The 23,805-nt window shown below is 63.7% G+C and carries 6 protein-coding genes; 4 read left to right on the plus strand and 2 right to left on the minus strand.

All coding sequences use genetic code 11. From position 1 onward, the window contains the following. Positions 1 to 276: 276 nt before the first annotated feature. Together GNK13_RS15590 and GNK13_RS15595 are read right to left on the minus strand one after the other, a co-directional pair. On the minus strand, positions 277 to 1,536 hold the full coding sequence (locus GNK13_RS15590; protein ID WP_164103479.1) for a hypothetical protein: 1,260 nt from the start codon (positions 1,534 to 1,536) through the stop codon (positions 277 to 279). 399 nt (positions 1,537 to 1,935) lie between these two features. Further along, entirely contained in the window at positions 1,936 to 3,003 is a 1,068-nt protein-coding gene (locus GNK13_RS15595) for a hypothetical protein (protein ID WP_164103480.1), read from the minus strand. A 623-nt stretch (positions 3,004 to 3,626) separates the two neighbouring features. Between GNK13_RS15595 and GNK13_RS15600 the strand changes: the two genes are divergently transcribed. The 4 genes from GNK13_RS15600 to GNK13_RS15615 all read left to right on the plus strand — a co-directional run bounded on the left by GNK13_RS15600 (position 3,627) and on the right by GNK13_RS15615 (position 23,788). Then, entirely contained in the window at positions 3,627 to 4,805 is a 1,179-nt protein-coding gene (locus GNK13_RS15600) for a dockerin type I domain-containing protein (RefSeq protein ID WP_164103481.1), read from the plus strand. 69 nt (positions 4,806 to 4,874) lie between these two features. Further along, positions 4,875 to 21,632, plus strand: coding sequence for a putative Ig domain-containing protein (locus tag GNK13_RS15605; protein ID WP_164103482.1), 16,758 nt, complete (start codon positions 4,875 to 4,877; stop codon positions 21,630 to 21,632). Further along, positions 21,617 to 22,384, plus strand: a complete 768-nt coding sequence (locus tag GNK13_RS15610; protein ID WP_164103483.1) for an ankyrin repeat domain-containing protein — start codon at positions 21,617 to 21,619, stop codon at positions 22,382 to 22,384. The genes GNK13_RS15605 and GNK13_RS15610 overlap by 16 nt, the downstream gene beginning before the upstream one ends. 309 nt (positions 22,385 to 22,693) lie before the next feature. After that, positions 22,694 to 23,788 (plus strand): AI-2E family transporter, encoded by a 1,095-nt coding sequence (locus tag GNK13_RS15615; RefSeq protein ID WP_164103484.1) that lies wholly within the window; start codon positions 22,694 to 22,696, stop codon positions 23,786 to 23,788. Positions 23,789 to 23,805: the final 17 nt, after the last annotated feature.

The following is a 23,805-nucleotide window of genomic DNA, read 5'->3' on the forward strand; positions in this document are numbered from 1 at the left end:
GAAGGGGCAGAAACAAATCAGCCCAGGGCACAGCGCCGCGGCGAAGCCGCATAGCGACGCCCTGGGTTTCGGTACCCCGATTAATTAACAGCCCCAGCGGGGCGACACAGGAGCGAACCGGATTGCTGTGTCGCCCCGCTGGGGCTTTTCGCGCGCTGGGACATCTGATTTGGATGCCGGCCGTAACCCAGGGCGTCGCTCCGCGGCTTCGCCGCTTCGCTTTGCCCTGGGCTGGTCTGTGTCCGCCCGTTGGGCTGGAGAGGCTCAAGCCTTGGGTTAGTTGCTCCCTTGTCCGCCGGCGGGTGGCGCCTGTTGCGGTGCCGCTGCCGGGCCACCGATGACCGGCGGGCCTCCCATGCCGCTCATGCCCATGCCCATCCCACTCATGGATCCTCTCCAGTCCAGGCCTTTCTGCAGGCGTTCTTGCTCGGTGTAGTTCGTCCGTGGATCGACGACGCCGCGGCGGATCGATTGCAACAGCTGTTCGATGGCGCGATGCACGCCATACCGAGTCGAGATGACTAGGCCGGGACGGCCGTGGTCTTTCGCATTCAGCTCGACCATCGAGGAAGGGCCGCCGAGCATTTCCCAGGTGTCGGGCTCGACCACGCTTTCGATCGCTTCAGTGGCTGTCTCGGGCGAGAGGCCTGTGCCGTCGAGCCAATAGACGCGGACGATCTGATTTTCCGGGGCTTCGGCTTCTTCGATGGTCGTCACCAGCACGTAGCCATCCCGCGGCATCAACGTCAGATCGGCGTCCCGCAGCATCAGCTGCAAAAAGCTGTGGACCGAGATGTCCGAAAGATCGATCTTGACCGGAACGTCGCGGGTCAGCCCCAGGTCCTCAAGCCCGCGGTCGTCGATCAGAAACTTGATCCCCGTCTCGGTCGAGAGGATCCGCACCGCATCCTGCAGCGGAATTTCGTTGAACGACTGCGAGTAGCTCTGGGAGAGTTTCTCGGTGAGCTCCTGCATGTAGCTGTCGTCGAGCGTCACATAGCGGCTGGTCCCGATCCCGCGCCGCGCCAGCTCTTGCGTGTCGGGGACGATCAGCAGGGTGCCGTCGTGAGCGATCGCTTGCAGCGCGTGCGGCCGCAGTGCCTTTTGCAGCTCCGCCGCCAACGGCAGCCCCGAAGTCTCCATTGTGATCGACGTCTCGTCATTGACCTCGGTCCACTCGGAGTGCGACTGCAGGAAGACCGGAGCTTCGATCGCTTGGCTCAGTTCCGCCACGAACTTGCTCAGCGGCACGGTCCCGATTTGAATCTCCGGCGCCTGCTGGAGCTTGGCTTCGAGAGCTCGGGTCGATTGGCCAGCCGAATCACGCGGCTCGGTGCGAGGTTTCCTGTTTTCGTCTGTGCGGCCGAAGGGATCTCCTTCGGACATACGGAAGCCGGAGCGAGGTTCCGTGTTTTGCTCCGTGCGATCAAAAGGATCGGGGCCGAAGTTGGACCGGGGCGGGTTCTGAGCGTGGCTGTCGCTAGTGCAAGCGAGCGAGGCAAGCAACAGCGCAGTGATCGGAAGCGACGTCTTCATTGGAGGTCTCGCAGGAGAAGAGAGGGATCAGCCAGAGACAGACGAGTCCCGTCAGCATGACTGATCCGCAATCCCCCCGCAAATGAGGGTCCTCATGCGTCAGGCTTTCCCGTACGTCAGGCTTTCCAGCCTGACCTGCGCGCACTAGCCGCGTAGCGGCGACAGAGAATAGCCAGGGGCGTCAGCCCCTGGACCCGGGCGCGCCCCCCCATCCAAAGCCCCAGCGGGGCGACAGAGTAATCCGCCTCGTGGCTATGTCGCCCCGCTGGGGCTGCGAGGTGTGGGTGGAACGAATACCAGGGGCTGACGCCCCTGGCTATTCTCTGTCGTCCCTCCGGGACTACGGCTGTCGCCGTGCAGCACGGGAATCGAGCTGGTCAGGCTGGAAAGCCTAACGTACTACCACTCCCAGCCGGTGCCAAAGGTCAGTCCGAGGATGGCTAGATCGGCGGCCGGATCGCTGGCCGTTCCGACTCCGCTCCACCACTGGGCTTCGACTCCTCCGCCGAGCAGCCAGCGGCCGTAGGCGGTTTCCAGGCCTATCCAGTCGGCTCGCACGCTCGTCTCCAGGATCGGCAGCAGGTCGTCTCCTTCATCGCTGACGCGCGTCGTAAACGGAGTGGCCAGGTCCGCGTCTTCGACCGCCGCGAGCCCGGTTTGTGATTCGGCCAGCAGCAGTGACGCGCGCAGCCCGGCCGTCAGCCGCAGTCGTCCAAAGGCGGTTCGCGTGCTGGAGAGGCTGATCGTCGGGCCGAGTCCCGAGAGCCGCTGGGTGAGCGACGCGTCGCCCGCCAAGTCGCCGGCCGCGTTGAACAGCGTCCACTGGTGCTGCTGGTCGATGGCCGCATGCCGCAGTCCAGCGGCGAACAGAAAACTCCACTCCGCCAACCGAGCGGCTTTTGTGACTTCCAGATCGATCGCATATAGCTCGAGCGCCGAGCCGGCGGTCAGTCGCTCGTCCGGGACCACACTCGAGAGATCGACGTCGGCCAGATCGGGGTGACTGACCTCGCCGAACCCGCTGGCCGCGGGCTGTGCCGCGAGCGAACCTGCCCGAGAATCGAGCTGCCACCAGGCGGCGCGAAGCCCGATGTCGGCGTCGGTCTGGTAAGCGATCCAAACGCGCGGCGAAAGTTCCAAATCGTGCTCGAACCGCAATGCATCGCTCTGGCTGTTGCCGAGCAGATCCTCCTCCTGTTCCACCAGGCCGACGTGATCGCTGAAGCGAGCCTGGGCGAAGACGAAGTCGTAACCGGCGGACCACTGTGGCACCGGCTCGCAGTGAATCGCCGTCACCGTTACGTCGCCCCGAGGCTCCGCCGCGTGAGCCGGTGCGGGCACTCCGCCGCCACCGAAGGCAGCCAAGCTCCCGGCAAATGCCCCGAGAGTGGCGAGCCAGCGACCGCAGATCCCCCTGAGCATGGCCGTCGGAAACGAGGAAGTCGCCATTGCCGGCTGCGGTCTCATCGATCTCGCTCCTTACTGCCTGTCGCCTTGTCCGCTTCCGAGTCGCGGACTCACCCACTCTATCGGGGCGGTAGTGGCGGTTGCTCCAGATGTAGGGGAAGAAGGATTCGTTCGATCCGCAACCAATGCTCCGGTCGTTCGGATTGGTGGGGTTGGGTAAGCGGCCGTGGGTTTTTGGATTTGGGGTTGGGGGGCGGCATACATTTCACCCTCCCCCCGGGAGGGTCGCGAGGGACGAGCGGGGAGGGGCCGGTAGACGCTCGCGTGATGAGTGCGTGTGACCCTTTTCCTCAACGCATTGGCTTCTTTTCTAACGGCTCGATCGAGAGTTCGTGCCGAAACCCATTGCCCTCCCCGGGCCTAAGAGCCCGACCCTCCCGCAAGCGGGAGGGTGATGTTTTGACGTGCCGTTTCTACTTCGGGCGACCTTTTCCTCCGGGCTTTTCACCATCCCAAGCCGACCCCCCCGGGAGGATGTCCAATCAGCGTTTCCCGCTACCACAACGACCACTCCCTAAATGGTTGGAAACAATGCTCCATGTGGGTTGATTGCTGGGGGGTTAGATCTTACCCTTTTGGGGCATCTTGAGTGACAGCTCCTCGTTTTACCGGCGATCAGGACGATGCGCAGGTCATGTGTCGACTTCGCTCTCTCAGCGCGGCGGCGGTCGCGGCGGCTCGGCCTCGAACCGCTGGCGGCTCGGCTCCCCTGTGACGCGGCCGGGGCCTCGCTGGGCCCTGAGCTCGAGTCGTCAGAGCTCGAGCCGTCGGAGCTGGCCACGGCGTTTGTCTACGAGCTGAACCGGGTCCGCTTCGATCCGCCGGCTTATGCGACTCGAGCCGCTCGGCCTGCCGAGTGGGAAGCGATTCCCAGCCGGCCGCCGCTGGCTTTGAATCCGCTGCTGACAGCGGCCGCCGAGTCGCATGCCGCGGCGATGGCCGAAGGAGATTTTCTCTCTCACCGCAATCCGCTGACCGGTAGCGAGCCGCATGAGCGCCTTCGTCAGGCCGGCTACGAACTGCCCGCTTCGCTCGGTGACGACGGCAACGCGGTCGAGTTGATTGCGGCGGGCCGATCCTTGCTCGATGCCGAGGCGGTGCTGAAGGAGTGGCTCGACGATTTGACCGACCCGGCGCGGTCGCGTCGCAATCATCTGCTCGGAGTCTCTACTCCGCAGAGCGAGGAGGCCTTGCTCGGTGCCTCGGAGATCGGGGTGGGCTTCTGCGTCGCTCGCGGCTCGTCGCTGGAGAACTACTGGGCGGTCGAGATCGCACGGCCGCACGAGGCAGGGCTCTTCCTGACCGGTGTGGTCTTTGCCGATGCCGACGGCGACGCGTCGTTCGATGCTGGCGAAGGGCTGGGAGGAGTCACCGTCTCGAGCGGTCCCTTGGTGACGACCACCGACGCCAGTGGTGCCTATCGGCTTCCCGCCGGGGGCGGCATCCATCGGCTGCGGATCTCAGGCGGGGCGGTGGAGAAACCTGCCGAGCAGCTGGTCGGGCTCGATGACCAGAACGTGCAAGTCGACTTTCCGGCCGGTGCCGAGCCGCAAGTCAACTTCCGCCAGCGTTCGCTGTGGACCCATCCGACCGAGCACCTGGACGTCAATCGCAACGGAGTCATCCAGCCGCTCGACGCACTGCTGATGATCAACCTTCTCAACCTCCCGACTCCTCCCGCGTTGGCCGAAGTCCCTGCGGGCCGCCCCGAGGCGTACTACGACACCAATGGCGACGGCCGGCTCTCGCCGCTCGACGTGTTGCTGGTGGTCAACCATCTGAACCGGTCGCCCGCATCTTGATTTCTCGCATCTTGATTTCTCGCATTTTGATTTCACTCTCCCGCTTTCTCGCACCGGTGAGTTCGGATCATGCGCCATGCCCTCGCCCGACTCCTCCGTCGCCAACGTCGGACTCGCTCCCGCCAGCGGCGGCGGGAGCGGCGTACGCTCGTCGAGCAGCTCGAAACGCGGATCCTGCTCGATGGCGGCGAGACCTTTGCCAGTCTCGTGAACACGCTGGTTCCGCGACTGCAAACCAGCGAGTCGCAGTCGACGGCCCTCGAGGTTACGCCGAGCGGTGACACCCTGATCGTCTTCAGCGGCCGCGGCCTGACCGACGACGACGGAGTTTTCGTCCGCCGCATCGCTTCGTCCGAGTCATCGGCAGGGGGGGCATCGGCAGGGGGGTCATCGGCAGGGGGATCGGAAGCGAGCACCGACCGCCGCGTGAACCTCACGGTCCGCGAAGCCCAGCGAAGGCCGAGCGTCGCCGTCTACGCCGATGGGCGGTACGTGATCGCATGGGACGGACGCGGACCGGGCGACCAGCAAGGGATCTTTGCCCGCTGGTTTGCTGCCGATGATTCCCCGCTGACCGACGAAGTTCGTATCAACCAAATCGCAGCGGGCGGACAAGGGGAAGTGGACGTTGCTGTGGCCGACGACGGAGCGACGTTCTTCGTCTGGAGTGGGACCGGAGGGAGCGACGATCCCGATGGCGTTTTCCGCCGCACCTTCGACGCCCTCGGCAATCCGCTGAGCGACCAAGCACGCGTCAACGTCACTACCGCCGGTCGCCAGGATCGACCGGCCATCGCGGCCACTGCCGATGGCCGCTCGGTGGTCACGTGGACTAGCCGCGGCGGAGCAGCCGAAGTTCAAGGGGTCCAGTATCGACTCTACCCCGCTCCCGGCGCTTCGGAGACCGACGCGGCTGATCCCGACGCGTCCCTTCCCGCGGAGCTATTCACGCAGGAGTTCACCGCCTCGGCTGCGACCGCCGCAGCCGAACTCCACAGCCGCGTGGGGATGGACGATTCGGGAGCGTTCGTGATTGCTTGGTCGGGCTACACCGCGGGCGAAGAGCTGTGGAACATCTACAGCCGCCGGTTCGCCGCTGATGGAGCGCCGCGGGATGACCACGACCGGCTGGTCAACGCTCAAGTCGGAGGAGTGCAGCGCGACCCCGATCTCGCCATGGCTCCCGATGGGCGGTATGTGATCAGCTGGACCAGCGGAGTTGCCGATGGCAGCGGCTGGGAGGTGTATGCGAAAGTCTTCGCAGCGGAGGAGGGGAGTGGGGAGCCGGGGAGTGGCGGGGAAGCGACCGACTTTGTCGTGAACCAAACCGCCGGCAGGAACTCCGGCCACCAAGTTTTCTCGGCGGTGGCGATCGGCAGCGGTCCAGCCCGCATCGCTTGGAGCGGGACCGGCGGCGTCGACCGCCAAGGCGTTTGGATCCGCCACACGGCCCTGGCCGCGCGGCCGACGCTGGTGGCGCTCCCGCCCCAGACGATCTCCGAGCAGACCCAGCTGCGGATTCCGCTCGAAGCGATTCCCGGCCGTGCCGATCAAGTCGTGCGGTTCGATCTGGAACCGGGCCACCCGGTCGGGATGGTCATCGATCCGCGGACTGGCACCCTGCTGTGGACGCCGAGCGAAGCGGATGGGCCCGGAGAATTCTCCGCCACCGTAATCGCTCGCGATGCCGACGCTCCGCAGGTGGCCGATCGCCAAACGGTGCGGATCGCAGTCCGCGAAGTGAATCGCCCGCCGCTCGTCGAAGCGATCCCTGACAGGGGCATCGATGAAGGCGACACCTTCCTGCACCTCGTTTTGGCCAGCGATCCCGACCTGCCCGAAAACACGCTCTCCTACGCGCTAGTCGATCCACCCTCGCCGGCACTCCAGATCGATCCGCTGACTGGCCGGCTTGAGTGGCGGACAGGCGAAGCGGATGGTCCTGGCGAGTTTCCGATCACGGTCCGCGTCAGCGACAACGGCTCCCCGCGGCTCAGCACGCTCGCGACCTTCACGCTTTCCGTCCGCGAGACGAATCAGCCGCCCCACATCCCGCCGGTCGCCAACCAGCAGATCACCGAACAGCAACCGCTGATCGTCTCGATTCCCGCCGAGGATCTCGATGGCGGGCCGCTTCGCTACTCGCTCGACTCCGCGTCGCTCGCCGCGGGAATGACGATCGACGACAGCGGAGTGCTGCAGTGGACACCGACCGAAGCTCAGGGGCCGGGCGTTTTTCCGGTGACGGTCACGGTCCGCGACGCACCGAACAACATACCGAACAACATACCGAGCGCCGCAGCGACGACGCAGTTCACCATCACGGTCAGCGAAGTCAACCAGCCGCCTCAGCTCAGCCCGCTGCCCGATCTCCATCTCGAACTCGGCCAGCCGGTTCGTGCTCGCGGATTGGCGAGTGACGCCGATCTGCCGGCGAACGCGCTCCGCTACAGTCTTGATGCAGCGAGCCTGGCCCGTGGAGCCACGATCGACCCCGTGACGGGCGAGATCGACTGGACTCCCGAAGAACGCGGAATCTTTTCAGTGACGGTGTTCGCCCATGACGACGGCCAGCCCGTGGCGATCGCCAGCACCGCGTTCACAGTCGTCGTGGAGGTTCCCTTCGAGCCGCCAGTGTTGGCCGAAGTCGTTCCCCAGACCATCGACGAGCTGAGCGAACTGCGGCTGCAACTCTCGGCCACTCCCGGAGGACCTGATCGCGGCGTTCGGTATTCGCTCGGCCCCCATGCTCCGGAGGGCCTGCAGATCGACAGCGGGACCGGGCTCCTTCGCTGGACGCCGGACGAATCGCAAGGCCCGGCGACGCATGTGGTGCAGGTCATCGCGGTCGATCCCGATCGACCCGAGATGCGGGATCGCATCGACATCCCGATCGAAGTTCGCGAAGTCAATGCACCGCCGCGGATCGTGATGCCGGCGGACGTCTCGATGGACGAAGGTGGATTGCTGCAAGCCGTGGTGGCCGCCGTCGATCCCGACTTGCCTCAGAACCAGCTGCGGTTTCAGTTCACCGACGGCGCGGCGATTCCCACCGGGGCAACGATCGATCCGCTGAGCGGCACGGTGCGGTGGCAGACCGACGAAGCGACCGGTCCGGCGATGGTTTACTTCAGCGTCACCGTGTCAGACTCCGGCAATCCTGGGCTCTCGGACACCGGAACGTTTGCGGTCACGGTTCGCGAACAGAATCAGCCGCCGGTCGTCGAGCCGATCCCAGACCTGTTCGTCGATGAACTCACGACGCTCCACTTTCCCATTCCCGCCACCGACGCGGACCTGCCGGCCGACCGCCTCGTCTACCGATTGGACACCGCTTCGCGCGCGGCTGGGATGACGATCAGCGATGCGGGCGAGCTGAGCTGGACGCCGCGCGAAGACGACGGGCCTGGCGAGTTTCCGGTCACCGTCACGGTCACCGACGATGCGCTGCGGCCACTCTCCGCTTCCCGGTCCTTCGTCGTCCACGTTCGCGAAGTCAATCGGCCGCCAGTCCTCGAGCCGCTTGGTGACCATGCGGTCCGGCCCGGGACCACCATCGCGCTCTTCGCCGTGGCGCTCGATCCCGATCGGCCAGCCAACGGATTGCGGTACTCGCTCCACGGGGACGTGCCGCCGGGCGCCGCGTTCGATCCGGCGAGCGGTGCATTTTCGTGGACGCCCAGCGGCGACGCAGTTTCGCGAGTCTACGATTTTTTGCTTCGCGCGACCGATGATGGGACCCCCGAGCGGTTCGACGAGCAGCCGGTCTCGATCGAAGTCCTGCCGAACCACATCGAGCTGGTCGAAGAGGATCGTTTCGTCACGGCGTACGAACAGGCGATTGTGATCGAGCCCGGGACGCAAGCCCTGCGGTTCCGCTATGACTCGCTCGAGTTTGACAGTTCCGATCGCGACTCGATCAACGATGCCTTCGAGGCGGCGCTGGTCGATCCACGGGGGCGTCCGGTGGCCGCGATCGTGGCCGCCGACCGCGATGCCTTTTTCAATCAGACCGAGAACGAAGCGGTCCTGATCGGCGGCGGGACGCTCGTCTCCCGCGACGGTGCCTCGGTCACGATCACGGTCGACGTCTCCCATCTGCCCGCCGGCAGCGAAGTGCGGTTGGTCCAGCGGCTGGTCAACAACGACCGCGACGATGGCACCCGCGTGGCAATCGTGCCCGGCGTCGAACAGCTCGACGTTTCGCCCACCGGCGAAGCGTCATTGATCACCGGCGACCAGTTTCCTCGACTCGTCAGTGATGCTCCCGCTGCTGACGCATGGTTCGGAGAGTGGCACGACGCTTCTCGCTGGCGGAGCTTGGCGGATGTCAGCGAGAGCGTGACCCCCAGCTACAACTACACCGCCTTCGACATCGACACCCATTCGTTGGCCGCCGGTTTGACGCTGACGAACACCGGCGTCTATCCGGTGCGGGGACCCCTGTGGGTCGCAGTCACCGGAATCGATTTGCCCGAAGCGGAGCTGAGCGAATTCAGCGGCCAGTTGCCACTCGATGCGAGCCTGCTGCCTCAGGGTTCGCCTGCGGCGCTCGCCGGAGCTCCGTACTACGATGCTTCAGGGTTGCTCAGTGGCGGAGAGTTGCTCAGTGGCGGGGAGCTGCTCAGTGGCGAGTCGATCGAGCTGCAGCTTCGCTTCGCCAACCCCACCTTCGAACGCTTCGGCTATCAGCTGCATGTACTCGGGGGCCTCAACGCGGCACCCACATTCGTCTCGACACCGCCGACTTCGTTGCGACTCGGGAACGAGTACGTTTACACGGCCGCGGCAACCGATCCGGACCAGGACCCACTTCGGTACGAGCTGGTCGCCGGTCCTGCTGGGATGACTCTCGACGCGGCCACGGGTCAGGTGGTTTGGACGCCTGGGGCAGGGGAGGTGGGCCGCCACCGAGTCGAGCTCCGGGCGATCGATCCGCTAGCCGCCGAGGACTCGCAAGCGTTCGAGATCGAAGTTCGCACCGCCGACGCCCCCAATCGTTCGCCCCGCTTCACGACGATGCCGGTGCTCGATGCCTACGTCGGCCGCGAGTACTCGTACCTGACGGAGGCCAGCGATCCCGACTTCGATCCGCTCGCGTTCGCGGTGGTCGATGGTCCCGCGGGGCTCGCGGTCGACGCCTCCCCAGAAGATGCTCCGAGGGGACGAGCCCGCTGGACTCCCTCGGCGGAACAAGTCGGCCAGTGGCTTCCGGTCCGTCTGGAAGTGACCGATCCGCATGGTGGGCGAGCGACGCAGAGTTATCGCATCTACGTGCATCCCGATCCGGACAATGCACCGCCGCTGATCGTCACCGCTCCGGAGACTTCGTTTCGTCTGCCAGCTCTCGGCGGGGGGCCAGCCCTCGAAGTGGGGCCAGCGATTGGCGACGTCAGCCCGGCGGCGGTCGAGCGGTTGCTGCCTCGCGGGGGCAGCTACACCACACCCGTTTCGCTGACCTTGCCGGCCGATGCCCATCCGCGCTCGGCTGACATCGTCTTGGTCGTCGACGAGAGCAGCTCGATGGAAGAGCAGACTTGGATCGCCGACGTGATCACGCGGCTCGAAACGTCGCTCGTTGACGCAGGCGTGGTCGATAACCGCTATGCAATCATCGGTTATGGAGCGGCGGCTCCCGAGCCACGGATCGTGACGGGTGAGAACGACTACGTGATCTCGGTTTACGGTCCGAGCGGTGGCGTGCTCGACGCGTTCCGCGTGCAACCGGGAGAGCCGTTGCCGGAGTTCGTGTTTCCAAGCGACGGGACGTACCGGCTCTCCATCACCCAGTACGCCGTGATGGCCAGCCCCAGCACTCCCGGCGGGACCGATCGGCAAGAGCCGCAGGGCTATCGCTTCACGCCCACGCTCGGGCCTCTGACTAACGACGGTTCCGAAGGCGACTCGCTCGCCGGCGCCGTGCCGCTGACCGTCGGAGCGGCGACCTCGGGAGTGTTGAGCGATTCCGATGCGCTCGCGGTCTACCGGTTCGATGCGTTGGCCGGGCAGCCCCTATTCGTCGACGCCTGGTATGCTCCGGCCGAGCTCTCGGACACCGGCTTTCCCGAGCTCCGCGACGAGTTTTCGATTCGCCTGCTCGGCCCCGATGGATTCGTCGTGGGAGGAAATGAGCCTGTCGCGAGGTCGGACACAGGCTTCTTCGAATCGCTGCCGCTCGACCTCGACCCGCTCGTGTTGCCGGTCGACGGCACGTACACCCTGGTCGTCTCGCCAAGCGAATCGCACCCGACGAGCGAGCCGATTCCTTACGCTTTCGCCGTTCGCGATCTGAGTGGACCGCTTACGCCGATCTCCGCCGGCCAGACGGTCACCGCGACGCTTAATGAGCCCACGGCGGCCGAGCTCTACGAGATTCCGCTCTCTGCGGGCGATCTCCTCTCGGTCGACTTTCCCACCCATACCGGCGGCGCGACCACGTGGCAGCTGCTCGATCCGGTCGGCCTGCCGATTCTCCGGGGCCGAGGCTCGAGTCTCCACGGCGGAATCTCAGAGCTGCCGATTGCGACATCGGGTACTTACAAACTTCTGATCCAGGGCCACGCGGAAAACGTTCAACCGGTGGAGTACTCGATCGCCGTTTCGGTCGGTTCCGCAGCGGTCGCTCCGCCGGTGGGGCTGGCGGCCGAGTGGGACACACCGATCCGAGGTCAGTTCGGCGCGTCGCACATCGTCCGCTACGTCCTCGACCTCGAGGCTGGCGAGACGTTTGTCGCCACGCTCGTCGAGCCGGGACCGAACGCCGCTCGGATGCGAATCATCGCGCCGAGCGGCGGACGCCTCTGGGACTCGGCCACGGCAGTCGTCGCTGAGGACCAGGCCGGCGATGGAGGGCACGTCGGAGGCGGACCTTCGCCCGACGAACCGGAAACGCCCGCCCCGCCACTGCCCCGTTCGGAGCTGCTCAGCGCGCTGCAGTCCGGACGGTATGCCATCGAAGTCGAACGGACCGCACCCGCCTCGGAGTACGTCTTCCAACTCGCCCGCGGTGGAGCACCGCTAGTGTTCGACGAACCACTCGCAGGCGAGGTCGATCCCGGAGGAGGCGTGAGCGTGTTTGCGTTCACCGCAGCCGCCGGCCAGACGTTGTCACTCGAGCCCGACGCGGGTGCCTTTGCCGACGCCGAGACTGCAGCCGCGCGGGCACTCGCTCTTCGCGTCACCGGAGCTCAGGAGGATGGCTACTGGGGGATCGATTACGCGCTCGACCAACTCGAGTTTCGCCCTCTCGCTTCGCGGCAATTGATTCTCCTGACCGACGAGCCGCGGCAGACGCTCGAGCACGAACTGTCTCGAAGCGAGATCGAAGCGAGCCTCGAGGAACACCGAGTCGGGCTGCATACGATCACCGATATCCGCTTTCGAAGTGGCACCGGTGATGGCGAGGCGTTGGGCGTCGCGAGCCGAGACGACGACGCGAACGGAGAGGCTGTCGCATTGTTCTACGCCGATGGCCTCGGAGGTTTTGAGAGCTCGCTTCAAGAATCGTTCGACGCCTACGACGGGCACGGGACGACCGAACAGGATTACGTCGAGCTGGCTGCGGCGGTCGAAGGAACGAGCTGGAACATCGCGGCGCTTCGTGATTCGAGTGCCGAGGGGCCGCTTCAGCGGGAGTCGTTCACGCGGGCTTTTGTCTCCACCCTGGCCGAGACCGTGGGCCGCGACGTCCGCCTCACACTGGTCCCCAATAGCGCCCATGCTCCGGTCGAGATCGGCCAAGCGAGCTACCAAGGCCGGACCGTCACCTTCCCCGTCACTTTCTCCGGCGACGGCGACGCTTGGAATTTTGAGCTCGAGTTCATCGACCCGGAACGTCCCGGCGTTCTGTTCGGCAGCGTGCCGGTCGCGCTGGCCGCGGGCTACCGCTATCAAGTGCATGCGGTCGATCCCGATCAGGATCCAATCGACTATGCAATGCTCGCTGGACCGGGAGGGAGTGCCGCGGCGGCCGACTTCGATGCGGCCCAATTCGATGCGGCCCAATTCGATGCGGCCAGCGGCACGCTGCTGTGGTCGCCTTCGGCGGCCGGTGAGTACGACTTTGCGGTCTCGGCGAGCGATCCCTCGGGAGGCGTCGATGTGCAGCGGTGGACCGTCACGGTCAGCACGGTCGACGCTCAGAATTCGCCTCCGACGCTCGAGCCGGTCGCCGACCGAGAGCAGTCGGCTGGTCGGCCGCTGGCGCTGCGGCTCGCCGCCAACGACGCCGACGACGATCCGCTCACCTTTCAGCTACTGCCCGACGCGGAGACTGCCGCGCTTCCTCCGGCAGGCCTCACGCTCGACCCGGCGAGCGGCGAACTGCGGTGGCGGCCGACGCTGGCACAGGTCGGCGAACATCGGATCACGGTTCGCGCCGTCGATGGTCGAGCCGTCGATGGTCGGACCGTCAAGGGTCACGTTGGTGGGGCAGGGGAGAGCCGCACGCAGAGCTTCACGATCCGCGTCGTTCCGCCTCAGCCGCACGACAACGCGAACCCCGTCGTTACTAGCACGGCGGCTTCGACGGCGAGGATCGGCGAGCGCTATCGGTACGCGGTGCAGGCCTTCGATCCCGATGACGATCTGCTGCGGTACGAGCTCTCGCTCGCCCCGGCGGGGATGGTCGTCGATGCCCGCTCCGGTGAGCTCTCCTGGATTCCAGACGCCCGGACGGTTTCCGAGAATAGACCCGCGGGGACTGAGGAAGTGGTCGTGCGGGTCACCGACGAGTTCGGAGGTGTGGCGCTGCATGCCTTCTCGCTCGACGTGTTTGCCAACTCGCCTCCTCGGTTCACCAGTGCCGCACCCACCCGAGCCGTGCTGGGAGAAACCTTCACCTATCAAGCGGTCGCGGTGGATCCGGACCCGAGCGATCAACTCCGCTACGAGTTGGTAGGAGCCCCCGACGGCATGCAGCTCGATCTGCTGTCGGGTCTGCTGAGATGGAATCCTGAGGCGGGGGATCCTGAGGTGGGGAATCCTGAGACTGCAGCCAGCGGGCTTGCACAGGTTCGGTTTGAGATTCGCGTCGTCGACGATCACGGCGGCCGCGACACCCAGCCAGTCGAGCTGACGGTCTTTGATCCGGCCCACAACACGGCTCCGCAAATCTTGGGTTCGCCGCGCGGCGAATTGCGCATCGGCTGGCCCTACGTGTGGCAGGTTCCGGCGGTCGATCTGGAGCACGATTCTTTCGAGTTCGAGTTGGTCAGCGGACCGTCGGGGCTCTCGATCGGCAGCCAGGGTTTATTGCAGTGGACTCCCGAGCCCGCTCAAGTCACCACCGACTCGCCGCATGCGGTCACGGTCCACGTTCGCGATTCACGAGGCGAGTCCGCTATCGCGACTTGGTGGATCGACGTCGGCCACTCGGTCGAAAACCAAGTTCCGCGGGTGACGGGGAATCCTTCGCTGGTCGCTGTCGCGGAGCGAGGCTACCGAGCCGAACTCGCCGCGTCCGACGCCGACGGTGACACGATTCTGTGGTCGCTCGATGCGGCTCCGCTGGGGATGCAGATCGATCCGCATGGACGCGTCCATTGGCAGCCGAGGCTGGCTGACGTGGGATCGCATCGGATCATCGTGCGAGCGAGCGATACGGTGGGCGGCTTCGATACCTATGCGTACACCCTCGAGGTTCACGGCAGCAATCATCCCCCAGCGATCGGTGGCGATCCGCCGGTCCACCACCGCCGCGGCAATCCGTACGAGACCCGCTTCACGGCGACCGATGCTGACGGCGACGCGGTCCGCTTTGAATTTGTCGACGGGAGCCACTCGCATGGCGGATTCCTGGACGCAGAGACGGGCCGCCTGACTTGGACTCCCACCACCGATGGCGTCTATCGCTTCGAAGTCATGGCCATCGACACGCATGGCGAGGGGAGCACGATGGAGTTCGCCGTTCGCGTCGATTTGAGCGGAGGGAATGTGCCGCCGCGGTTTGAGTTGACCGAGCCCGGTGTGGCGGATGCCGGATCGCTTTACTCGCGGCGCTTCCCCGCGATCGATCCGGACGGGGACGCAATCCTCTACCACCTCAGCGAAGGCCGGGCGGGGATGGAGGTCTCGGCCGACGGCACGCTCCGCTGGACTCCTCCGGTTGCGGCTGTCGGAACCGTCGCGCCGGTGGAGCTGACGGCCACGGATCCCGGCGGCTTGACCGCCTCCTACCGATTCTATCTGCCGGTGCTCGCCCCCAACCGTCCGCCACGGTTTATCAGCACGCCGACGACTTCGACAACCGCCGGCCAGCTCTACCGCTACGACACGGTGGCCACGGATCCCGACCGCGACCGATTGACGTACTCGCTCGTTACGGGTCCCGAGGGTTTGAGCCTCGACGCAGCGACCGGCCGCATTTCCTGGCAGACCTCTTCCGAGGCGATCGGCGATCATCCGGTCGAGGTCATGGTCAGCGACGGTCGCCTCGATCCCACCAACGCTGCGGCCGTCATGCAGAGCTGGACGCTCTCGGTGCTGGCCGACGTGACGCAGCCGCAGGTTGCTTGGCTGGTGGAGCGGAGAAGCGTGGACGTCGATGCTGAGGTCGTGCTGCGGTTCGTCGCTAACGATGATGTCGCGGTGGCGGAGCGGCGGATCTTTGCGGAGCAGACGCCGCTTGCACTCGGTGCGGATGGCACTGCCCGCTACCGCTTCGCCACCGCCGGGAGGTACACGATCCGCGGCGAGGCGAGCGATGCGGCGGGAAATACTGCGGTCGAGTCGTTCGAGTTGCTCGTTCGCGATCCCAACAATGCGGCCCCACGCCCCGCATTCCTCTCTCCGGCGGCGGGACAACCAATCACCGCTCCGGTCGATGTGCGGGTTGCGGTGGCCGACGCGGAATCGGATGTCACGGCGGTACGTCTACTCGTCGCCCCCCTCGATGGCTCGGCTCCGTTCGAGCAGATCGGCTCCCGGACGGCGGCGGTTGGCGAAACATTAGCCGGTCTGGGCGACCTCACCCTCGGCCGCTTCGACCCGACGAGGCTGGCACGCGGACAGTATGTGCTCCGCGTGGTCGCCGAGGACGCAGGGTTCAATACGGCCGCCGTCGACCAAGTGGTAGCGGTCGAGGGACAACTCAAGCTCGGCAACTTCCAGCTCGCACTTGCCGATTTAACGATCCCCGTTGCTGGGATTCCGATCACCGTCGTCCGTCGCTACGACACGTTGGACGCGAATCGGTCGGGAGATTTTGGCCACGGCTGGAGCTTGGAAGTCGACCAAGCGACCGTGTCGGTGGACGAAAGCACGCTCGGCGGCTTGGGCAGCGGTCGCTATCGAGCGTTCGTCGACGGGACGCGAGTGCGAGTCCGAACGCCTGCTGGAAACGAAGAAGGTTTCACGTTCCGAGCCGTCCCCGACCAGACGCTGTTCGGCTTGGTGCTCAGCTGGAAAGCCAGCTTTGAACCCGATCTCGGGAACTCTTACAACCTGACCGCACCCTCCGGCAGCCTCAAGAAGTTAGGCAGCGAATACGTCAGCGGCTTTGGCACCACCTACCATCCAGCAGATTCCGAATTTGGCGGAATCTATCAGTTAGAATCGTTGGCTGATCAGCAAACTTATACGATCGATGCCGCAACCGGCAGAACGGAAAGCGTAGCGGATGCACGCGGCAACCGTTTGACGTTCACTTCGAGGGGAATCTTTAGCAATCGAGGTCGCAGCGTCAGCTTCGAACGGGACATGCAAGGTCGCATTGTTCGCATCACGGACCCCCGCGGCCATTCGCTCCAGTACACCTATGACGCGGCAGGCGATTTGGTCGCCTTCACCGACCGCATGGGAAACACTTCGCGGATGACCTATCACGATAGCCCATCTCACTATCTCGATACGATTGCTGACCCACTTGGAAACGTAGCGGTTAAAGCTCAGTACCAAGACGATAGCGGGCAGGCCGACGGAAGCACGCAGCCTGCAGTGATGGGCAGTCGCTTGGCATCTCTTGCCGACGCCAGCGATGTCTCACTTCATTTTGCCTACGACACGGAAAATCGGAGTCAAACCACTTCCGATGCGGAAGGCGTGCGGAGCGTTGTGCGCTTTGATAAGCATGGCAACGCGGTCGAAGAGGAGCTGCGAGGGGGAGGTCGCGTCGTGCGGACTTTCGAACATCCGCAATTCGGTATACCCGCAACGGAAACGCAAGTCATCGGGGGACTCGACGCTGAAGCTGGCGAGAGTGACGATCTGACGGTTTCGCGAACGTTCAATCGTTGGGGACAGGTGACGAGTGAGACGGACAGCCGTGGAAACGTGACTCGTTACCAATATGCAGCCGATGGTACTCCCACCGCGATCATCGATCCGCTAGGACGAGCAACTTCTTTCGTTTTTGACGGTGATCAGCAGTTGGTTTCCGTTCGGTCCCCGACCGGCGAGTTGACCCATCTGACCTATAACGAGTTTGGACAGGTCAGTGAGATCCGGGTCGGTGGTCCCGCGGCAGTGGACGGACCCGCCGATAATTCCATCGGCAGCATTCCCGGGACCGTTGATGCTCAGACGATGCGGCTGGTCTATGACCAATTCGGCGACCTGCTCTCTCTGACCGACGCCGACCAGCGGACTCGGTCGATGGTGTACGACGAGAACGGCAATCGCACGCGGACCGAATTCGTCTGGACGAACCCGAGCGACGCGAGCCATACGGAGACCGTGACGACATCCGTGGTCGTCGCAGCCAACGACCAAATTCGGGAAATCGAGACGCCGACCGGGACGACTCGGACCCACTTTGACCCGCTGAACCGTCCGGCTCAGACAGTCGACCAAAACGGCTACCTCACAGAAAAGCTGTACGATGCCCGCGGCCTGGCCATTGAGACTCGCACCCAGTCGCCTACCGTCGATGGGAGTTTCGTGTGGCTCGTTTCACGAACGATCTACGACGACCAGGGACGCGAGTTGTATGTGGCGGAAAATGCGCCTGAAGGCACTCCGGCTACAGAGATCTTCGGGACGCACACGATCTATGGCTCTGACGGTCGTGTGGCGCAGACCGAACGGCTGCGGGGGCTGGAGATCGCGATTGCCGGTCGCGGGTCGGCGACGCCCACCGCATCGCTCCGCTCAGCCGGTATGACTTTATCGACGTCGACACTCTCTTATGACGACGCCGGAAGGGTATGGAAAAGTGTCGATCATGTGGGACGCGAGAGCCAAACGCTGTATGACCGATTCGGCCAAACGATCGAAAGTCGCTCGCAGGCAGTGACGGAGCAGGGGGAAGTCGTATGGATGGTGACACGAACTGCTTACGACGCTTTCGGCCGCGTGCGGTTTAAGACCGATCGGTTTGAATTGTCCGGCAACACGCGGCCGGGCGAAGGAGTATCGGGGCCCGTCTATACGACTCATTCCCTCTACGACTCGATGGGGCGAGTGACGGGGACGCAGCGCGTGGCGGACTCTCGAGTCGCGATCATCGATGGTGAAGCCGTGCTAGCGGATCCTGGTGAGTTGGTCACCCAGTCGCAATCAATTTTTGATGCGTCCGGCCGAATGGTGCGAAGCATTTCAGCGGCGGGCGAGATCACCGACTTTCTACACGACTCTCGCGGTCGCCAAATTGCCTCGATCGGCCATCCGTTGGCGGCGGAGTCAGTCGGACTCGGAGAACGTTATCCGGGCAAACTGGTTCGGCTGCGGAGTGAAGTGGAGTTCGACGTCCACGGAAAGCAATCGCTTCAGCGCAGCGGCGTGATCCAGATTGAAGATGCCGGCGGTGTGCTCCTGGAGGTCGACTATCAAGACGCACGGGAGACCGCTTTTCATTACGACCACCTCGGACGGCTCACGCAGACCGTATTTGCCGATGGGACGAGCGAGAAGAAAGAGTACGACGCACAGGGCCGGCTCGTTGCGGAAGTCGATCGGCAGGGACTCACGCGTCGCTTCAGCTACGACTCGCAGGGCCGACTGCTCCGCGTCACGCTTCCCGAGACGTACGATCCGCTCGGTGGCTCACTCGCGGCGGCGACCTATCAGTATGAGTACGACGCTGAGGGAAACCAGACGCTGATCCGTGATCCGCTGGGCCGCGAAACTCGGTTCACTTACGGAGCGACGGGCCTGCAATTGTCGCGGACGCTGCCCCTCGGCCACGGCGCGGATGGCATCGCTGGTACGGAGGATGATGCCGCGGTGCCTGAAGGCGAGTGGAGCGAGCGGTTTGGGTACGATGCGCGAGGGCGGCGTGCATATCAGGTCTCATTTGAAGGTGTTGTCACGCAGTTCATCTATGACGACACGCCACAGCCCGGGGGCACTTTGGCCGAACTCCGTGGAGTGTTTCCCACCGGTCGCATCGCGGAGAAGCGTTTTTTTGATCAGTGGAGTTCTTTTGTTGACCAGCCCGATGCGCCGGACGAAGTCTGGGCCTTCCATTATGATGCTGAGGGACGCGAGGTGCGTGTCGATCAGATCGATCGTCGCGACGGTCGCAGCGCCACTCGCACCGAGCAAAAGCACTACGACAGTTCGGGCCGCCTCATCCGCCAGAGCACTCCGGAGGGAACGCTCCACTACACTTACAATTCGTTAGGCCAGAAGACGGCGACGATCATTGGCGATCCGTCCGACCCGATTCGCAGCATGGAGTATGGCTACGATGTGCTGGGACGGCTGGTGGTTGTGACCGAGAGAGGTTCGGCAGCGGATGGTGAACCGGCGGAGGCCGAGCATCGATATTTTTACGACGCCGAAGGCCGACTCGATGCAGAGCTTGCGGCGAATGGGCTCTTCAAAGATTACGGCTACAACGCGATGAATCAGTTGGAGCGTCTTGTCCACTACCGCACCGATGGCTCCGGCGAAGACCTTCGTGATCTATCGGACAACCAAGAGGTGGCTCGCTTCGATTATGTGCTGCGAGCGGACGGACGTCGGGCCAGTCGCGTCGAGACCTGGTGGCGCGACAGTGATGGCGATGGACAACTCGAACCTTTCACCGCCAGCTACTCCTACGACTACGATGCGCTCGGGCGGCTGACGGACGAAGTCTTTGATCACTGGGATGATGAGCTCGATTACCATGATACGTATGTGATGGATTTGGTTGGCAATCGGCTGGCGAAACATCGGGTCCAAGGGGCTGACGGCCGTCTGGACCGGACTTTCGACTACCAGTACGACGCCAACGACCGGCTGGTGCACGAAGCGACTCGGGGTGCCGACGGCGAACTGCAGGCGGCTACTCTGTATGGCTATTCGCACACGCAGGAGATCACCCGCTCGCTCAGCGATGGCAATGGGGTCATCCAGCAGACGCATCGCTACGAGTACGATTTGCAGGGCCGCCTGCATGCGGCGACGGTCAGCGATTTCGAAGCCGGAGCGTTAGGTAGCGCGAGCCGGTCGACGTACCGCTACGACCACACGGGGATTCGGGTCGGTTCTCTGGCCGAACGGGACGCGAACGGTGACGGGGAGCCCGAGAGTCGGCTGGAGACCGTTTATCTGGTCGACCACGCCAACTTCACGGGCTACCAGCAAGTGGTGCGAGAGGTGGTGTCGGATGTGGCGACGGGCGACATGGTCCGCGTCGTCGACTACACGTACGGCGAAGACGAGCTGACGCAGACGGTCGCCGAGTTTGGAGGTGAAGGCGATCGGGTGAGCACGCATACCTTTGTGCACGACGCCCACGCAAGCGTTCGAGCGTTACTGGACGCCACCGCCACGATCGTGGTTTCGGACTCGCAGCCGCAGATCTACTTCTACGACGCCTACGGAACCCTCCAAGGCGGCCCCGAGCGGCCGATCACCAGCCTGCTCTACAGCGGCGAGCGTTTTGAAGCGGGAACGGGGCAGCAGTATTTGCGGGCGCGTTATTACCATCCCGCGCAAGGCCGCTTCAGCCGACTTGATCCCTTTGCCGGCAATCAGCAAGAGCCGCAGAGCTACCACAAATACGCCTACGCCCACAGCGACCCCATCCAAGGCACAGACCCGACGGGGATGTTCACCCTTTCGAGCACCCTGTCGGCAAATACCACGTCGTCGGAGATGCGAGCAGGGAAGGCTGCGAGTGTTGTTTCAACGGTAGGGCGTGCGCTACGGAGCTTGGTATGGAATATTGCTTTGGCACGAGCTGTACTCGAGATCGAGTCGGCAATGCAACCTGTCGTACCGATACCACGACAGAAGGTGATCGCGGATTATGATTACGCACTATTGGCGGAGGCGGGTTATGAAACTGCTGACTTGACTGCAGTGCAAAGGCGTGGGTGGCGGGATCTGAGAGCCATACCAAATTTTGATACTGGGTTCCACGCAAGGCTTTTTCAACGTGGTGATGAACTCGTCCTTTCTTATGCTGGAACACTTACCACGCCCGATTGGATTAACAACTTGCAGCAGGGAGTGTTGGGTGACGCACCTCAGTATCAACAAGCAATTGCAGAGATTGAAGGGCTTGAGGGGAGATTCGGTCGCATTGATCGTTTTGTCGGACACTCGCTTGGGGGTGGCCTAGCGTCTGCGGCAGCGATTGTGTCCAATCGGCCAGCGACTACTTTCAACGCTGCAGGCGTTAATCCACATTTTGTCGCTCGCTTCGGAGAGAGTCTTGCGGGAGCAGATCTTTTGATCGAGGCCTATCGTGTGCGAGGTGAGATTCTTTCTACATTGCAGAATGCCTCGCCTGGGTGGGCGCCGTCGCCATGGTTCGGCGTCAGTGTGGTCGGCCACGTCGGATCGGCTGCGCCGGATTCGGTGGGTCGCAATCTTTGGTTAGAAGGGCGTAGTTGGAGTATGGTTGTCCGACACTTCATGAGTGAAGTGTTCATTGGTATGTGGAAGATGATTTGATGGTGTGTCGATATCGCAAATCCAGCTCGTATGTTTGGGCTGGAGCTTGGGCTCTTCTGTTTTGTTTTGCCGTTCTTCTAGCTGGTTGTCATGGTCATGTCGCAGGGGGTGTTGATGTGTGGGACGCCGTCGATATGGACGACCCGACAGCGATCGCGGTATATGCATCTTCTGGAGGTGATTTGGATGTACTGAATGGTGACGGAAGTACGCCTCTTTGGGTGGCCTTGGAAGGCGACCACAAAGATAGTTATGAGGCGTTGTTAAGTTACGGAGCCAATCCGAATGTTGTCATGAGTGGCAAGCGGGTTGTCACTCATTGGGCTGCGATGAAGGAGGATGCGTGGTGGCTTAAGAAGGCCTTGGAGCGAGGGGCAGATCCTAATCTTATTAATTACGGACGGGGGCGGCCGCTTGAAGGAGGTCCACTCAAGGCAGCGATAAGTAACGGAACACTAGAGAATGTGAGACTGCTAGTTGAGTATGGAGCTGATATAAACAGACCTGATGAGCCGCTTTGCCACCCTCTGGCGACTGCAGCGGCACAGGTTCGGTTTGACGTTGTTCTCTACTTGCTCGAGCAAGGCGCCGACTATGAACGAGCTCAGTGTGCGGGAATAACATTTCTCGACAATATTCGCACCAAGGTCGAGAACCGGGATCGGTGGTTTCGGTTGGAGGAGGATCGCAAGGGTCTGGATGCGGTGCGGGAGTGGTTGGAGACCCGGGGAGTGGAGTTCGAAGACGCGTAGCTGCGAGTTGAACGATCGCGCGTTTGCCGCAGCCCGAAGGGCGGAAACCGATCAGGCCAGGGCAGAGCGTTCGCGGCGAAGCCGCTGAGCGCCGCCCTGGGTTTGGGATGCAATTCAGACGTAACGCCCTGTAAGGGCAACCCATGATTGGCGGCCCGCGAAGACGCGCAGCGACGCCCTGGGCTGGTCTGTCGAAGCCCCTGCGGGGCGGTTGCGCCGTGCTGGCCGATCTGCGGTACGCGGTATGCTGTGCGCCACTGCTGCAGTCTTTCCTTGGTTTCACTTCCTTGAGCTTGGGCGGCACCGCGTATGAGTTCCCCACCGGAGCACTCAGCCCGTGACTTCGAATCGGCCGAGAAGCCATCACGTTCCTTTGTCGCCCGCGCGCTGACGGTCGTCGGGCTGGTCGTGCTGGCGATCCTGGTGCTCGCCACGATCTGGCACGCCCCGGACGTGTTTTTGGTGATTTTTGCCGGCGTTCTCTTGGGCGTCTTTTTGTACAGCCTCAGCGAGACGCTGTGCCGCTGGCTGCCACTCCGCTACGGCTGGTGTTTGACGCTCGTGACGCTGGTCGTGTTCGGCAGCTTTTTAGGGCTGATGGTCTATCTGGTTCCGCAGATCGTGGACCGCGTCAGCGCCCTCGGCACGCAGCTTGGCGATGCGCTGACGCAGTTGCGTGAGCGGGTTGCGGCAGCCCCGTCGGGAGAACAGCTGCTGAAGTATCTGCCGACGTTTGAAGAGCTCGAAGCAGGCCGCTCGCGGTGGGTGCCGGCGATGGGCACGATGGTCCAGTCCACTTTCGGCGTGCTGGTCAATATCGTGGTCATCTTTTTCGTAGGTCTGTACACGGCCGCCGATCCCGAGGTGTATCGGCAAGGGATCATCAAGCTCTTTCCGCCGCCGCGGCGGACCCACATTGCCCAGGTTCTGAGTCGAGTGCGGATCACGCTCTGGCGTTGGATCCTGGGGCGGCTGTTCGAGATGACGGTGATCGGCGTCGCCACCGCGATCGGGCTGTGGCTGCTGGGGATTCCGCTTGCAGTGACGATGGGCGTGATCGCTGGATTGCTGACGTTCATCCCCAACATCGGTCCCGTCCTGTCGGTGATCCCTCCGCTCCTGCTGGCGCTCTCCCAGGGCCCGATGATGGGCGTGTACGTGATCCTGCTGTACACCGGATTGCAGTTCGTCGAGAGCTATTTGCTGACTCCGATGGTCCAGCAGCATCAAGTTTCGCTGCCGCCGGCGCTGGTGATCGCCGTGCAGGTCTTGATGGGAGTGCTGGCCGGGTTGCTGGGAATCGCGCTGGCGACGCCACTGGCCGCAGCCGTGCTCGTCCTGGTCCAGGATCTGTACGTCCAGGACGTGCTGCACGACGACGTCGAAATGGTCAGCGACAAGTGATGGTCGCCTTTCGCTCC

This window comes from Candidatus Laterigemmans baculatus (assembly GCF_010367455.1).
Lineage (GTDB): Bacteria > Planctomycetota > Planctomycetia > Pirellulales > Pirellulaceae > Laterigemmans > Laterigemmans baculatus.